This window comes from Streptomyces sp. NPDC056480 (assembly GCF_042795405.1).
GTDB lineage: Bacteria > Actinomycetota > Actinomycetes > Streptomycetales > Streptomycetaceae > Streptomyces.
The window spans coordinates 61,333-75,670 of sequence record NZ_JBHTSA010000018.1; the positions used below are offsets into that span (position 1 = coordinate 61,333).

General features: G+C 72.5%; 11 protein-coding genes and 1 pseudogene. 5 read left to right on the forward strand and 7 right to left on the reverse strand.

Annotation, left to right across the window (positions count from 1 at the left end; translation table 11 throughout):
• Positions 1–38: 38 nt before the first annotated feature.
• A complete protein-coding gene (locus ACFQ79_RS11215; protein ID WP_383581473.1) occupies positions 39–1,130 on the reverse strand; it encodes a glycosyltransferase in 1,092 nt (363 codons plus the stop codon).
• Positions 1,131–1,420: 290 nt separating this feature from the next.
• On the opposite strand from ACFQ79_RS11215, the gene ACFQ79_RS11220 reads away from it, so the two are divergent.
• Positions 1,421–2,728 (forward strand): hypothetical protein, encoded by a 1,308-nt coding sequence (locus ACFQ79_RS11220; protein WP_383581476.1) that lies wholly within the window; start codon positions 1,421–1,423, stop codon positions 2,726–2,728.
• An 80-nt stretch (positions 2,729–2,808) separates the two neighbouring features.
• On the opposite strand, the pseudogene ACFQ79_RS11225 reads toward ACFQ79_RS11220, so the two are convergent.
• Both ACFQ79_RS11225 and ACFQ79_RS11230 read right to left on the reverse strand, forming a co-directional pair.
• A pseudogene (locus ACFQ79_RS11225) lies at positions 2,809–3,123 on the reverse strand (PTS lactose transporter subunit IIC); the annotation flags it as partial.
• A 30-nt stretch (positions 3,124–3,153) separates the two neighbouring features.
• On the reverse strand, positions 3,154–4,695 hold the full coding sequence (locus ACFQ79_RS11230) for an MFS transporter (protein ID WP_383581479.1): 1,542 nt from the start codon (positions 4,693–4,695) through the stop codon (positions 3,154–3,156).
• 62 nt (positions 4,696–4,757) lie between these two features.
• On the opposite strand from ACFQ79_RS11230, the gene ACFQ79_RS11235 reads away from it, so the two are divergent.
• Entirely contained in the window at positions 4,758–5,717 is a 960-nt protein-coding gene (locus ACFQ79_RS11235; RefSeq protein WP_383581481.1) for a helix-turn-helix transcriptional regulator, read from the forward strand.
• Between the two features lie 452 nt (positions 5,718–6,169).
• On the opposite strand, the gene ACFQ79_RS11240 is transcribed toward ACFQ79_RS11235, so the two are convergent.
• A complete protein-coding gene (locus ACFQ79_RS11240; protein WP_209495283.1) occupies positions 6,170–7,171 on the reverse strand; it encodes an RNA polymerase sigma factor RpoD/SigA in 1,002 nt (333 codons plus the stop codon).
• A 455-nt stretch (positions 7,172–7,626) separates the two neighbouring features.
• Between ACFQ79_RS11240 and ACFQ79_RS11245 the strand changes: the two genes are divergently transcribed.
• Positions 7,627–8,670, forward strand: coding sequence for a questin oxidase family protein (locus ACFQ79_RS11245; protein WP_383581483.1), 1,044 nt, complete (start codon positions 7,627–7,629; stop codon positions 8,668–8,670).
• A 77-nt stretch (positions 8,671–8,747) separates the two neighbouring features.
• Here ACFQ79_RS11245 and ACFQ79_RS11250 read toward each other — a convergent pair whose 3' ends face one another.
• Complete coding sequence (locus ACFQ79_RS11250; RefSeq protein WP_383581485.1) at positions 8,748–9,554, reverse strand: dioxygenase; 807 nt, start codon at positions 9,552–9,554, stop codon at positions 8,748–8,750.
• A 125-nt stretch (positions 9,555–9,679) separates the two neighbouring features.
• On the opposite strand from ACFQ79_RS11250, the gene ACFQ79_RS11255 reads away from it, so the two are divergent.
• A complete protein-coding gene (locus ACFQ79_RS11255; RefSeq protein WP_383581488.1) occupies positions 9,680–10,168 on the forward strand; it encodes a MarR family winged helix-turn-helix transcriptional regulator in 489 nt (162 codons plus the stop codon).
• Positions 10,169–10,340: 172 nt separating this feature from the next.
• On the opposite strand, the gene ACFQ79_RS11260 is transcribed toward ACFQ79_RS11255, so the two are convergent.
• Together ACFQ79_RS11260 and ACFQ79_RS11265 are read right to left on the reverse strand one after the other, a co-directional pair.
• A complete protein-coding gene (locus ACFQ79_RS11260; RefSeq protein WP_383581490.1) occupies positions 10,341–11,870 on the reverse strand; it encodes an MFS transporter in 1,530 nt (509 codons plus the stop codon).
• Between the two features lie 153 nt (positions 11,871–12,023).
• Entirely contained in the window at positions 12,024–12,713 is a 690-nt protein-coding gene (locus ACFQ79_RS11265) for a TetR/AcrR family transcriptional regulator (RefSeq protein WP_383581492.1), read from the reverse strand.
• A gap of 339 nt (positions 12,714–13,052) precedes the next feature.
• Here ACFQ79_RS11265 and ACFQ79_RS11270 point away from each other — a divergent pair, with 339 nt between their 5' ends.
• The gene (locus ACFQ79_RS11270; protein WP_383581495.1) at positions 13,053–14,324 is read left to right on the forward strand and encodes a M6 family metalloprotease domain-containing protein; all 1,272 of its coding nucleotides are present in this window, start codon (positions 13,053–13,055) and stop codon (positions 14,322–14,324) included.
• Positions 14,325–14,338: the final 14 nt, after the last annotated feature.

A 14,338-nucleotide genomic window follows, 5' to 3' on the forward strand; every position in this document is an offset into this window, starting at 1 on the left:
CTCGCGCCCCGGTCCCGCCCCCGTACGACTCCGGGGGCTCAGACCAGCGCGGGGGCGTCCGCGGTCTCCGTCAGGCGCTGGACGGCGAACGCCCGGTTGGCGCGGGTCTGTTCGCGGTACGTCTCCGGCAGGTCCGGCAGACCGAGCAGCCGGTCGCAGGCGGCGAGGGAGGCGGCGTGGTCGCCGACCCAGTACGCGGTGATCGAGTACTCGAAGAGCAGCCCCCACCGGTACACCCAGGGCTGCATGAACAGCAGGTCGTCGGGCTGCCTCCGGTCCAGGACGGCGGAGACCACGGCGTGGGCCGCCCGGTAACGGCGCATCTTCCGCAGCCGCGCCACCAGCTCGTAGCAGGCCTCGAGGCGCTCCGGCCGGGACTCCCAGGCGCGCGAGAGCGCGTCCATCGCGGTCGGCCAGTCACCGGACTCGGCGCGGAGGACACCGGACTGGAGCAGGGAGTAGTAGACCTCCTCGCCCCAGCCGCCCATGGCCGCGCGCCGCTCGTACAGGTCGGCGGCCTCCTCGGTGCGGCCGAGGTCGCGGTAGGTCTGCGCGAGATAGAAGACCGTGCGCGGGTTCGCGGGGTCGCGCTCCAGCTCGGCGCCCAGGAGGCGGGCGTCGCGCTCGAACTTGTCGTGGCGTGAGCCGCCGTCGGCGTAGTCCTCGATGACGAGGGCGTCGAGGTTCTCCTGGACGCGGTCCCCCTCGGCCGTCAGGTACTCATGGGTGACACCCTCGTACCGCCACGGCAGACCGGCTCTGACCAGGCGTTTGATGCGGTACTCCAGTGCCCCCTCGTGCCGGAGCATGTACCCGTCGGCGGTGAGCGCGGGCAGCGGGCCGTCCTGGCGGAGGACGTGGTCGGCGTCGAGGAGCAGGAGATAGTCGGCGCGGCCGTGGGCGTGCGCGATGTTCAGGCTGCGGTTGTGGCCGAAGTTCACCCACGGCTCCTCGCGCAGCTCGCCGGGAATGCCGGCGAGGGCGGTCCGGATCAGCTCCTGGGTCCCGTCGGTGGACCCCGTGTCCGAGATGACCCAGGTGTCCACGAGACCGCGGACGGAGGCGAGGCAGCGCTCGATGACCGCGGCCTCGTTCTTGACGATCATGCACAGGCAGATGGACGGCTTCACGGCAACACCACCTCCGGTGGGAGCGGGGAGCGGGGTAGGGGCAGCGATCGGGGGGCGACCCTACGGACGCCGCCCGCGCGCGCCGTGGCGGCGCGCCGACGGACCGTTCGAAGTTCGCCGTCGCATACGCATCCATTCGACTGTCCGCGCTAGGCCATGGCGTTGAGAGTGGCGCGAGACCGTCAAGACCTCGCAGGCGCAGTCCGATGAACCGACTAACGGAAGTGAGAATTCCGCTTCCTCGGACCTCACTCGCACCGGATCCGATCCGGTGGAGGAAGGAGCACTGCATGCGTCCTGATGCCAGGACCAGGTCCCCGCTCGGCCCGCTCCCCCGACGACGCCCTTGGCGCGCCGGCGGGGCCATCGCCTCGGTCGCACTCGTTCTCACCGGCTTCGCCTCACCGGCGATGGCCACCACATGGCCCGAGTCCCCCGAACTCGACGTCTCGGGCATGGCGACGACGAACGCGTCGACGGGCGGCCACTGCGAGGAGCGGCCCCCTCACCACCAGGACGGACCGCCGCCGTGGGAGCAGCACGGACCCCCGCCGTGGGAGCAGGACGGCCCGCGCCACGCAGAAGCGTCCGGCGGCTCTCCCTCGGCCGATTCACTCCAGGCGTTCCTGGACGAGCAGATCCAGCCCCTGGTCGAGGGCCGGCCGGCCGCCGCTCTGCGCGCGGTCCCGAGCAGTGGCGGCGACGACTGCAAGGCGGGCCCGACAGGGCCGCCCGGCCCTCAGGGGCCGAAGGGCGACACGGGAGCGACGGGCGCGACCGGGGCGACGGGCGCCACTGGCGCGACCGGAGCCACCGGCGCGACGGGCGCGACGGGCGCCACCGGGGCTGACGGGGCCACGGGAGCCACCGGAGCGACGGGAGCCACCGGAGCAACGGGCACCACCGGAGCCGACGGAGCGACCGGCGCGACGGGCGCGACGGGCGCGACCGGAGCCACCGGAGCTACCGGAGCAACGGGCACCACCGGAGCCGACGGAGCGACCGGAGCGACGGGAGCCACCGGAGCGACGGGTGCGACGGGTGCGACCGGCGCGACCGGCCCTGACGGAGCCACGGGAGCGACCGGCGCGACGGGCGCGACCGGAGCCACCGGCGCCACGGGTGCGACCGGAGCCACCGGCGCCACGGGCGCCACGGGTGCGACCGGGGCCACCGGCCCGTCCTCCTGCTACGAGATCGACACGTTCGCCCCCTCGAACACCGAGGAGTTCAGCGCCGCCCTCATCAACGGGAAGGCGTACGCCGGCCGGGCCACGACGGCGGGTGGACCGATCACCTGGGTCGACCTGACCGACACCCTGCCCAACGGCCAGCCCTCGAACTACCCCGCCAACGCCTGCGGCATCTCCTTCACGGACCAGGGCAACGACGCCTACGTCAAGGTCGTGACCACGGGCGGGGCCGTCTGGCAGACCCACGGCACCACCAACGGCCAGACCTTCACCTGGGTCGAAGCCTGGACGGCGCAGTCGCCCATCCCGACCCTGCGGACCCGAGCAGGGAAGGAGGAGTTCAAGGGCGACCTGGCCTACAGCGGCCGGCCGAACCACCTCCCGAGGACGCTGAACCGCTCATGACGGAGCGCTGAACACACCGAGGGGCGGTTCGTTCGCCGATACCGCGCCGCCCCTCGTGACCGGCCCCGGGCCGGGACCGGTCAGGCCGCCACGGCCACCCCGGTCCCGGTCGGGGCCAGTTCTCCTGCCGGTGCCGCCGCCTCCGGGGCCGGCTTCCGCAGGCCCTCGAGGAGGATGACGACGCCCGCGCTGACGACCGTGCCCGCGACGATCGCGAGCAGGTAGAGCAGCGGGTTGCCGATCAGCGGCAGCACGAACAGGCCGCCGTGCGGGGCCCGCAGGGTGCACTCGAAGGCCATCGACAGGGCACCGGTGACCGCGCCGCCCGCCATCGTCGCCGGGATGACCCGCCGCCCGTGCCCGGACAGGGCGAAGGGCCCTGCTCCCGGGACGATTCCCGGGACCAGGGCCCTTCCACGGCCGACTCAGTGGGTCAGCACCGGCTCCTTCTCGATCACGGCGTCGCCGTCATCGCCGCCGTCGCCACCCTCCAGGTGCTGCTTCGGCTTCGCCGGAAGCGCGAACATCACCAGGAAGATCACGCCGAGCACGACCGCCACCCAGCCCATCGCGTTCTGGAAGGCGTCGGCGAACGCCAGGCCCGCCTCCGTCGGGGACTTCGGCGCGGGCTTGCCGTCGATCACGCCGAAGAAGACCACCGACACCAGGCCGAGCCCGAGCGCGTTGCCCATCTGCCCGGTCGTGTTGATCAGACCCGAGGCCGACCCCGCGTGCTCCTTCGGCACCTCGGAAAGGACCGCGTCCGTCAGCGGCGCCACGATCAGACCCATGCCGAGACCCATGACCAGCAGCGGCGGAATCATCTGCCAGGACTCGATCTCCACCCCGTACCGGCCCGCCTCGAAGAGGTAGAGCAGCACGCCCGCGATCATCGTCAGCGCGCCCGCCTGGAGCACCTTCCGGCCGAAGCGCGGCACCAGCTTCTGCACCGAGAGACCGGCCGCGGTCGACACCGCGATGGAGAACGGCACACCGGTCAGACCCGCCCGCAGCGGGCTCCAGCCGAGGCCGATCTGCATGTACAGCGTCCAGACCAGGAAGAAGATGCCCATCACGACACCGAAGGTCAGCTGCACCGCGATGCCCGCCGCGAAGCTCTTCACCTTGAACAGCGACAGCTCGACGAGCGGCGAGCCGTCCTTCTTCGTCTTGTACTTCTCGTACGCCACGAGGGCGCCGAAGACGACCAGGCTGCCGGCCATCATCAGGTGGCCCCACAGCGGCCAGTCCAGCTCGCGCCCGCGCGTCAGCGGGTAGATCAGCATCAGCAGCGCGGCCGTCACCAGGAGCACGCCGACCATGTCGAGGCGGAGGGCCTTCGGGGCCTTCGACTCGGTGATGAACTTGCGGCCCAGGAGCAGGCCCGCGATGCCGACCGGCAGGTTGATGAGGAAGATCGGGCGCCACTCCAGGCCCGCGATGTTCCACTGCGTGAGCAGCGCGCCGAGCAGCGGGCCGGAGACCGCGCCCAGACCGATGATCGCGCCGAACATGCCGAAGACCTTGCCGCGCTCGTGCGCCGGGAAGGTGACGTGGATGATCGACAGCACCTGCGGCACCATCATCGCGGCCGCCGCGCCCTGGAGCAGGCGGGAGCCGACCAGCATCTCCTGGTTGGCCGCGAAGCCGCAGAGGGCGGAGGCGATCGTGAAGCCCGCCGTGCCGAGCAGGAAGAGCCGCTTGCGGCCGTAGATGTCGCCCAGCCGGCCACCGGTGATCAGACCGGCGGCGAACGCCAGCGCGTACCCCGCGGTGATCCACTGGATGGCCCCGAAGGAGGCGCCGAGGTCCCGCTCGATGCTGGGGATCGCGATGTTGACGATCGTGGCGTCGACCAGGTCCATGAAGGCGGCCGTCATGACGATGGCCAGGGCTATCCAGCGTCGCTTGTCGGACGTGTCGGTGGGGGCCGCGTCCGTGACGGCGTCGGCTTCGTGTGCACTCATACGGAGAAGATAAAGGCCATCTAGGTCAAATGATGTCCTAGATGGCCCTCATCCTGAAACGTATGACGGACACCCCGGTACGACTCCTGAATCTGCTCTCGCTCCTTCAGACCCCGCGCGAGTGGCCCGGAAGCGAGCTCGCCGAACGGCTCTCGGTCTCCCCGCGCACCATCCGCCGGGACATCGACCGGCTCCGCGACCTCGGCTATCCCGTCGAGGCGACGCTCGGCGCGGTCGGCGGCTACCGGCTCGTCGCCGGTACGGCCATGCCGCCGCTGCTGCTCGACGACGAGGAGGCCGTCGCCATCGCGGTCGGGCTGCGGGCGGGTGCGGGGCACGCGATCGAGGGCGTCGAGGAGGCGTCCGTACGGGCCCTGGCGAAGCTGGAGCAGGTCCTCCCGGCCCGGCTCCGGCACCGGGTCTCGACCCTCCAGAACGCGACGCTCCCCCTGACGCGGGGGGACGGCGCGACGGTCACCCCCGCCACCCTGACCGCCCTGGCGGGCGCGGTCACCGGCCGCGAGAAGCTCCGCTTCGGGTACCGGGCGGGCGACGGGGCCGAGTCGAAGCGCCTGGTCGAGCCCTACCGGCTGGTCTCCACCGGGCGCCGGTGGTACCTGGTGGCGTACGACCTGGGGCGGGAGGACTGGCGGACCTTCCGGGTGGACCGGGTGAGCGACCCGCTCGCCACGGGGGCCCGCTTCACACCGCGGGAGCTGCCGGCGGGCGACGCGGCACAGCTCCTGGTGCGCTCCATGTCGCGGGCGCAGCCGGAGCTCGACCTGGACGTCACCTTCGAGGCGCCGGCCGACTTCGTCACGGCGCGGCTCCCTTCCCATCTGGTCCCGACTGCGACGGGCCCGACGACGTGCCGCCTGCGCGCCCGCTCGACGGACTCGGTCGAATGGCTGGCCATCCGCCTGGCCCTGGTGGACGCCCCCTTCACGATCCAGAGCCCGCCGTCCCTGCTGACGTACGTGGAAGACCTGGCGGCGCGGCTGACCGCGTCGACGACGGGGTGAGGGCGGGGGTGCCGGGCGCGGGTGCGGGCGAGTGCGGGCGCGGGTGCGGGCGGGTGCGGGCGGGTGCGGGCGCGGGCGGGTGCGGGCGGGCAGGTGCGGGTGCGGGCGCGGGCGGGTGCGGGTCGCTCGGCCTCCGGCCGAGCGGGATGCTCCCACCCGCGCCACCCGTACAACCAGGACTCCGTCTGCGGGCCTCCCTGTGGGCCCCCTGCGCCGTCGGCGGCCGCAGCCAGGCGGGGCGCCCACGCACGGCGGGCCCGGCGGGGCCCGCCGTGCGCCGACGGCGGGCGACCCCCACGGGGAAGCCCGCAGTCGACATCTCAGCCGCACGGGTGGTGCGGGCGGGAAACCCGAGCCGGCCGCAGGCCGGGCACGTGCGGGCCCGGGGCCCGGGGCCCGGGGCTCGCCCCCGGGCGCCGGGTCCGCGCCGCGCGCCCGGGCCGCCGGCCGCCCTAGGCCACCGCGTCGAAGCCCGTGTCGTGCGCCATCTTCTTCAGTTCGAGCAGCGCGTGCTTCTCGATCTGCCGGATCCGCTCGCGCGTCAGACCGTGCTGCTTCCCGACCTCCGTCAGCGTCCGCTCGCGGCCGTCCTCGATCCCGTACCGCATGCGGATGATCGAGGCCGTCCGGTGGTCGAGCTTGTCGATGAGGTCGTCGAGCTCCTCGCTGCGCAGCAGCGTGAGCACCGACTGCTCCGGCGAGATCGCCGACGTGTCCTCCAGGAGGTCGCCGAACTGCGTCTCGCCCTCGTCGTCCACCGACATGTTCAGCGAGACCGGGTCACGCGCCCAGTCGAGCACGTCGACGACCCGCTCGGGCTTCGTGTCCAGCTCGGCCGCGATCTCCGCCGGCTCCGGCTCGCGGCCGTGCTCCCGGTTGAACTCGCGCTGCACCCGGCGGATCCGGCCGAGCTCCTCCACCAGGTGGACGGGGAGCCGGATCGTGCGGGACTGGTCGGCGATGGACCGGGTGATGGCCTGGCGGATCCACCACGTGGCGTACGTGGAGAACTTGAAGCCCTTCGCGTAGTCGAACTTCTCGACCGCGCGCACCAGGCCCGCGTTCCCTTCCTGGATCAGATCGAGCAGCGGCAGCCCGCTGCGCGGGTAGCGCCGGGCGACGGCCACCACGAGCCGCAGGTTGGACTTGATGAAGAGGTCCTTGGCACGCTCGCCCGCCTCGTAGAGGGCTTCGAGCTCCTCGCGGGACGCGCCGCCGGCCTCGGTTTCCACCTCTCCGTCGAGTATCTGCCGGGCGTAGACGCCCGCCTCGATCGTCTGGGAGAGCTCGACCTCCTTGGCGGCGTCGAGCAGGGGCGTGCGCGCGATCTCGTCGAGGTACATGCCGACCAGGTCGCGGTCGGCGATCTCCCCGCCCACGGCGCGAACGCTGCTGGCCCGTGCGGCCCCGCTCTTGGCGGAGGTCTGACGACGGGCGACGGCACGGGTTGCCATGCGTGCTCCCTTGCTGAGTAGGTCGCGACACCTTTTCGGGTGCCCTGCATCCGACGGAAACAACGACTGGAATCAGGACAGAATTCCCACCCGGCGCATGGATTTTCGCGATCATGCAGTATCCTGCGCGGCCGCCGCCCTTTCGGGCATGCCGCCGGCACCCACGGAGGTGCAGGTCAGACCGGGCACGGGGGTGATTCGACGTCGCTCGCGGGGTCCCCGACCACGCCGTCGGTGAGACCGCGATCACATGCGGCGTCATCCCCCAAGACGCGTGGACGGGCCATCGGGTTGCGCGCGGGCACGGACCATCGGGTGGCGCGCGCACGGGCCATCGGGTGGCGCGCGGGCCGGCGGAGCCCGTCTCGGTCTCCCGGACTAGGTCCCGGGCCGCCTCTCCTCCTAGGTCCCGCGCCCGTTACGGCCCGCCCCTCCCCCGCCCTAGCGTCGCCCCCATGAGCGACGCATCCGGCACCGACACCTCCGGCACCCTCGACGAAGCCCTCGAACGTCTCCACACCACGGGCCCCGAGCGCAACGGCTGGCTCACCAACCACGCCCCCATGGCCGTCGAGGCCCTGGTCCGCAACGGCCAGGCCCCGACCGTGCACCGCTGGCTGGACCACTACGCGCACAAGCTGGAGGAGCTGCCGCCGCCGTCCCGGCCGGTGACGGCCGACGGCTGGCGCGAGGCGCTCGGCGACCCGGCCCGGATCACCGACTGGACCCGTTTCTTCGGCCGCGAGCTCGACGCGCACCCCTGGCGGGAGGTCCTCGCCACCTGGTGGCCCCGGCTGCTGCCGGGGATCTCGGCCTCCGCCACGCACCCCGTGATCCGTACCGGTCACGCCGTGCGGACCCTCCTGGAGTCCGAGGCTCCCGGGGGCGGGGGAACGACCGCGCCCCGCCTCGCCGAGCTCGCCCACGCCCTCGGCTACTGGGCGGCCCGCAATCAGCCGCTGCCGCCGCTCGCCGCGCTGGCGGTGGCGCCGACGGCGGCCGCCGCGCTCGACGCCGTACCGCCGGTTCCGATGCGGGAGGGCGGGATCCGTGACCGGCTCCCGCAGCTGACGGCGTTCCCGGTCTGGGGCGCGGCCTCGGACCCCGACACCGCGAAGGCCCTGCTCACCGAGCTGGTCACGGCGGCCACGCACCGGTACGCGACCCACGGCCACGGCGAGCCGATCATGCTGGTCCACGCGGCGACCGCGCCCAACGCGGTCCTGCGCGCCCTGCCCGCCCTCCCCCGCGAGCTGTGGGCGCCGAGCCTGGCGGCGGCGTGGACGGCGGCGGCCGCGGTGACCGCCGCGTACACACCGCCGGAGCCCGCCGCGTACACCCCCACCCTCCTCAGCGCCGAGGAGGTCTTCGAGCGGGCCGCGGCGCACGGCGACGACCACACGATCAAGTTCACCGACACGGCGCTCGACGTCGGCGATCCGCTCGCCCTGGCCGCCGCGACCCGCTCGATCGAACTGAATCCACCGTTGCTCCAGTGAGCTCGTGCACGGTGGGGCCCGGCGGGAGAGGCGGTCCCGGTACCGGGCGGCCCCCGGGGAGGGCCGGACCCCGCCGGCTACCCGAACTGCACCGACCGCTTGGCGAGTCCCATCCAGAAGCCGTCGATGACCGACCGCTCCGCGTCGAGGTCGCCCGACGCGTCCGCCGCGCCCATCGTGACGAAGAGGGGGGCGAAGTGCTCCGTACGCGGGTGGGCGAGGCGCCCGGCCGGCGACTTGTGCTCGAAGTCGAGGAGCGCGTCCACGTCCTGCGCGGCGAGGGCCTCGTGCCCCCAGGCGTCGAACTCGGCCGACCAGCCCGGCACGCCGCCTCCGGTGTGGCGGAGGGCGGCCAGGTTGTGGGTGAAGAAGCCGCTGCCCACGATCAGGACGCCCTCGTCGCGGAGCGGGGCCAGCCTGCGCCCGATGTCCATGAGGCGGCGCGGGTCGAGGGTGGGCATGGAGATCTGGAGCACGGGGATGTCGGCGCCGGGGAACATCTCGACGAGCGGCACGTACGCGCCGTGGTCGAGGCCGCGGTCGGGGATGTCCTGGACGGGATGGCCGGGCGCGCGGAGCAGCTTGCGGACGGCCTCGGCGAGCCGGGGCGCGCCGGGGGCCGCGTACTGGACGCGGTAGTAGTGCTCGGGGAAGCCCCAGAAGTCGTAGACGAGCGGAATGGTCTCGGTGGCGCCGAGGGCCAGGGGGGCCTCCTCCCAGTGGGCGGAGACCATGAGGATGGCCTTGGGGCGCGGAAGGCCCGCGGACCAGGCGGCGAGTTCTCCGGGCCAGACGGGGTCGTCGGCGAGCGGCGGGGCGCCGTGGGACAGGTACAGGGCGGGCATCCGCGCGCGCGTGGCCTCTGTTTCCAGCGTGGCGTCCATGGCGACCACCTCCGGTTTCTCGATCTGGGGCAGGTTCTTGAAACTTCAAGCGTCCTGCCCCACACCGTAGACCTATGTAGTTCAACTTTCAAGAATGAGTCGTACGATTGGGCACCATGGGAGACATGACCGAACCCCGCTGGCTCACCGACGAGGAGCAGCACGTCTGGCGCGCGTACCTGCACGCCACCACGCTCCTCGAGGACCACCTCGACCGCCAGCTGCAGCGCGACGCCGGGATGCCGCACATCTACTACGGGCTCCTCGTCCAGCTCTCCCAGGCCCCGCGCCGCCGGCTGCGGATGACCGAGCTGGCCAAGAGCGCCAAGATCACCCGCTCCCGCCTCTCCCACGCCATCGCCCGGCTGGAGAAGAGCGGCTGGGTGCGGCGCGAGAACTGCCCCTCCGACAAGCGGGGCCAGTTCGCCCGGCTCACGGACGAGGGCATGGAGGTCCTCCGGCAGAACGCCCCCGGCCATGTCGCGGCGGTCCGCCAGGCCCTCTTCGACCGCCTCTCCCCCGATCAGGTGAAACAGCTCGGCGCGATCATGCGCGTCATGGCCGAGGGCCTCGAACCGGCGGACGCGGACGCGGACCTGCCCTGGCTCCGCTGACGAGCAGCGGAACCAGGGCAGGAGTCACACGACGTACGGGACGAGCGTGCGCGGAACGCGTACGCGCGGCCGGCGTGCGCAGGGAACGCGGAGTGCGGCCGGCGCGCGTGCGGAACGCGTGCGCACGAGGCGCGCGTACCGAACGCGTACGCGCGGCAGGCGCGCCTACGGATCAGTGCGCGATGACCGGCACCTTCATCTCGTCCTCCGCGCCCTCCCCGGAGCCGGCGACGACGCCGGTGTCCGGCTTCCCCGTGTTGATCAGGGTGAAGGCGATCACGGCCGAGGCGACCAGGATGCCGACGGCCCACCAGATGGCCGCGGTGTAGCCCTCGACCATGCCCTGGAGCTGGAGCAGCTTCTGCGCGGCCGGAGTGGTCGCGCCCGCCGCGTTGTCCGTGAGGTACGCGGTGGTCGCCGAGGCGGCGATCGTGTTCAGCAGGGCCGTACCGATGGCGCCGCCGACCTGCTGCGAGGTGTTGACCATCGCGGAGGCCACACCGGCGTCCCGCGGGTCCACGCCGTGCGTGGCGAGCGACATGGCCGGCATGAACGCCGTACCCATGCCCAGACCGAGCAGCAGCTGCGCGGGCAGGATCAGACCGGCGTACGAGGTGCCGATCTCCAGCTGGGTGAGCAGCAGCATGCCGATGCCGGCGGTCAGGAAGCCCGGGGCCATGAGCAGCCGCGGCGGGACGCGGGTCATGAGCCGCGTACCGATCTGCGTCGAGCCGATGATCATGCCCGCGATCATCGGGAGGAACGCGAAGCCCGTCATGACCGGGGAGTAGCCCTTCACGACCTGCAGGTAGTAGGTCAGGAAGAGGAACAGGCCGAACATCGCGATGACGGCGAGGCCCAGCGACAGGTAGACACCGCCGCGGTTGCGGTCGGTCAGGACGCGCAGCGGGAGCAGCGGGGACTTGACCTTCGCCTCGGTGAGCACGAAGGCACCGAGCAGCACGACGGAGCCGACGAACATGCCGATCGTGCCGGCGTCGCTCCAGCCCTCGGACTCGGCGCGGGTGAAGCCGTAGACGAGCGCGACCAGACCCAGGGTGGAGAGGATCACGCCGGGGATGTCGAGCGTGGAGCGGTTGCGGCTGCCCGCGGGCTCACGGATGACGAGGTACGCGCCGACGGCGGCGACGATCGCGAACGGGATGTTGACGAAGAAGGTCCAGCGCCAGTTCAGGTACTCGGTGAGGAAACCGCCGAGGATCAGGCCCACGGCGCCGCCACCACCGGCGATCGCGCCGTAGATGCCGAAGGCCTTCGCGCGCTCCTTGGCGTCGGTGAAGGTCACGGCGAGCAGCGAGAGCGCGGCGGGCGCGAGGAGCGCACCGAAGGCTCCCTGGAGCGCACGGGCGCCGAGCATCATGGCCTCGCCGGTCGCGGCGCCGCCGAGGGCGGACGCGAGGGCGAAGCCGATCAGGCCGACGACGAAGGTGCGCTTACGGCCCCACAGGTCGGCGATGCGGCCGCCGAAGAGGAGCAGACCGCCGAAGGCGAGGGCATAGGCGGTGATGACCCACTGCCGGTTGCCGTCCGAGATCCCCAGGTCCTGCTGGGCGGAGGGCAGCGCGATGTTCACGATCGTCGCGTCGAGCACGACCATCAGCTGGGCGAGCGCGATGAAGACGAGCGCCTTCCAGCGGCCCGGGTCGGGGTGGGTCACGGTGTTGACGGGGACTTTCGGCATGGGGGTAGCCACCTCTTGGCGCGTACTGGTGAAAAAGGACGTAAAGACAGGTCGAACCGGGGGAGTTCGGGTTACGCGAGCCGGAGTCGGTTCACGCGGGCCGGGATCCCCGAGGGAGGACGCTCACGACGAGCACACTCACGGCGAGGACGCTCACGACGAGCAGGAGTCGCGTCTCAGGTCCTCCAGGGTGGCGGCCTTCCCGGGCAGCTCGGAGCGCGCGGGCGCCTCCAGGCCGTCGAGGAACAGCAGCAGATGACGACGGACGAACTGGTCGAAGGACGCGCAGCCCGATCCGGGCAGCGGTCGGGTCAGCTGGGAGAGCGCCACCATCAGGTCCCCGACGCCCACGTCGGTGCGCAGCCGGCCGGCCCGCTGCGCCCGCTCCACGAGTCCCTGGACGGCCTCCTCCAGGCGGTCGCGCTCGGCGATCAGGTCGGGGTGGTCCTTGTCGAAGGCGCCGTCGAGCATCGGGCACAGGGCGCCGACGCGCTCATCGGCGGCGCCGAGGGTGAACCGGCGGAGGGCGGCGAACGTGTCGCCCTCCTCCTCGGCGGCCCGTTCGGCGACCTCGGTGACGCGGGCCATCAGCGAGAGGACGACCTCGTGGACGAGGTCGGTGCGCTCGGGGAAGTTGCGGTAGAGCGTGGCGTTCCCGACGCCGGCCCGGCGCGCGATCTCGTCGTAGGGCACCTGGGAGCCGAACTCGACGAACATCTCGCGGGCCGCCGTCACGATCCGCTCGCGGTTGCGCAGGGCGTCCGCGCGTGGGCGGGGTACGCGCCGGGCGGGCGCGGAATCGGCGACGGTGCTGGTCACGCCACGACCTCCTCTGAGGGTCATCTCGGGGATATCCGGGGAGGGAGTCCCCACTTCGCTGAACACAGTCATAAACGGGGACCCAGTCCCCGGTTATTTCCCCGAATGGATGTGACCTGGGTCACATCTCCCTCGCGGCCCGGCAGACCCGCGCTCGACCGCCTCTCGGGCTCCGCTCGGCCTCCGCTCGACCTCCGCTCGGCCTCCGCTCGGCCCCTGCCGGGCCCCCGCCCCGCGGTCCACCGATCGGGCCACCCGGCGCGCGCACCGGAAGCACTCGTCACAGAGTGATCGCACAGCGCGGCCCCGCGCCGACCGGATGGGGCCGCGCCGCCGACCTGCCCCCACCGGAGAGGCGCCCGTATGCAGCACCCCCGACGACGGATACGCAGACCCGTCGCCATGGCCGCGACCACGGCGCTCTCCCTCACGCTGCTCGCCTCCGCGAGCACCACCCTCCCCGGGCCCGCGCCGGCCTCGGCGGGCCCCGTGGCCGCCGCGCCCGACGGCGCCCAGCTGGGGCCCTGCCGCATCGCCACCACCCTGGGCGTGCAGATGTCGGAGGGGCTCCCCACGGCCCCCGGGTACGTGCGCTCCACAGGCCGGGTCAGGGCCCTGAACCTGATGGTCGACTTCTCCGACGCCCCCGGGGACGGCACCGCGATGGGCCGCTTCCGCGAGTTCTTCCCGCAGACCGCCGAGTGGTTCCGCGTCAGTTCGTACGGGCGGCTGCACTACCAGGCCGAGGCCCCGATACCCGACTGGCTGCGCATGCCGAAGGCCTTCTCGGCGTACGGGATCGAGCGCGGCTCACCGTACGAACCGGGCTACCGCTCCCTCGTCGAGGACATCGTCACGGCGGCCGACCCGAAAGTGGACTTCAGCGCGTACGACCTGGTCAACATCCTGGTCACGCCGAACGCCGGGCCCTCCGCCCTCGACACCGTCCTGTCCGTGACCTTCTCCGGAAACGACGACGCCCCCTACGCGGACGGCGTGCCCCTGGCCAACACGTCCTTCGTCTACAGCCGCCAGGACGACGGCTCCGGCAGCTTCGGGGAGACCGGCTACCGGGTCCTTCCGCACGAGAACGGGCACGTCTTCGGCCTGCCCGACCTGTACACGTCGGACGGCGGCGGGACTGTCGGGCACTGGGACATCATGTCCGAGGACTGGGGGGCCAACAACGACCTGCTCGGCTGGCACAAGTGGAAGCTGGGCTGGCTCGACAACGACCAGATCGGCTGCGCGTCCGGCCCCGGCACCGGCGACTACACGCTCACCCCGCTGGCCGTCGCCGGCGGCCCCAAGCTCGCCTTCGTCCCGCTCTCCGACACGTCCGGATACGCGGTCGAGGTCCGCAGCAAGGAGGGCAACGACGAGGCCGTCTGCGAGCACGGAGTCCTCGTCTACCGGGTGGAGTCCGACGTGGACACCGGCCACGGCCCGGTCACCGTCTCCGACAGCGAGCACGCGAGCGGCGGCTGCACGCGGCGCGCCAACGTCCACGCGGAGCTGTCGGACGCGCCGTACCGCCCCGGCGAGACGTTCACCGACCGGGCCAACGGCATACGGATCAGCGTGCTCGACGAGGACGAGAACGGTACGTACCGGGTGCGGATCACCCGGAGCTGAGGCGGCACCGCGCA

Coding starts and splice junctions, on each gene's coding strand:
- ACFQ79_RS11220 (WP_383581476.1), top strand. CDS start 1,421: ATGCGTCCTGATGCCAGGACCAGGTCCCCGCTCGGCCCGCTCCCCCGA.
- ACFQ79_RS11230 (WP_383581479.1), bottom strand. CDS start 4,695: ATGAGTGCACACGAAGCCGACGCCGTCACGGACGCGGCCCCCACCGAC.
- ACFQ79_RS11235 (WP_383581481.1), top strand. CDS start 4,758: ATGACGGACACCCCGGTACGACTCCTGAATCTGCTCTCGCTCCTTCAG.
- ACFQ79_RS11240 (WP_209495283.1), bottom strand. CDS start 7,171: ATGGCAACCCGTGCCGTCGCCCGTCGTCAGACCTCCGCCAAGAGCGGG.
- ACFQ79_RS11245 (WP_383581483.1), top strand. CDS start 7,627: ATGAGCGACGCATCCGGCACCGACACCTCCGGCACCCTCGACGAAGCC.
- ACFQ79_RS11250 (WP_383581485.1), bottom strand. CDS start 9,554: ATGGACGCCACGCTGGAAACAGAGGCCACGCGCGCGCGGATGCCCGCC.
- ACFQ79_RS11255 (WP_383581488.1), top strand. CDS start 9,680: ATGACCGAACCCCGCTGGCTCACCGACGAGGAGCAGCACGTCTGGCGC.
- ACFQ79_RS11260 (WP_383581490.1), bottom strand. CDS start 11,870: ATGCCGAAAGTCCCCGTCAACACCGTGACCCACCCCGACCCGGGCCGC.
- ACFQ79_RS11265 (WP_383581492.1), bottom strand. CDS start 12,713: ATGACCCTCAGAGGAGGTCGTGGCGTGACCAGCACCGTCGCCGATTCC.
- ACFQ79_RS11270 (WP_383581495.1), top strand. CDS start 13,053: ATGCAGCACCCCCGACGACGGATACGCAGACCCGTCGCCATGGCCGCG.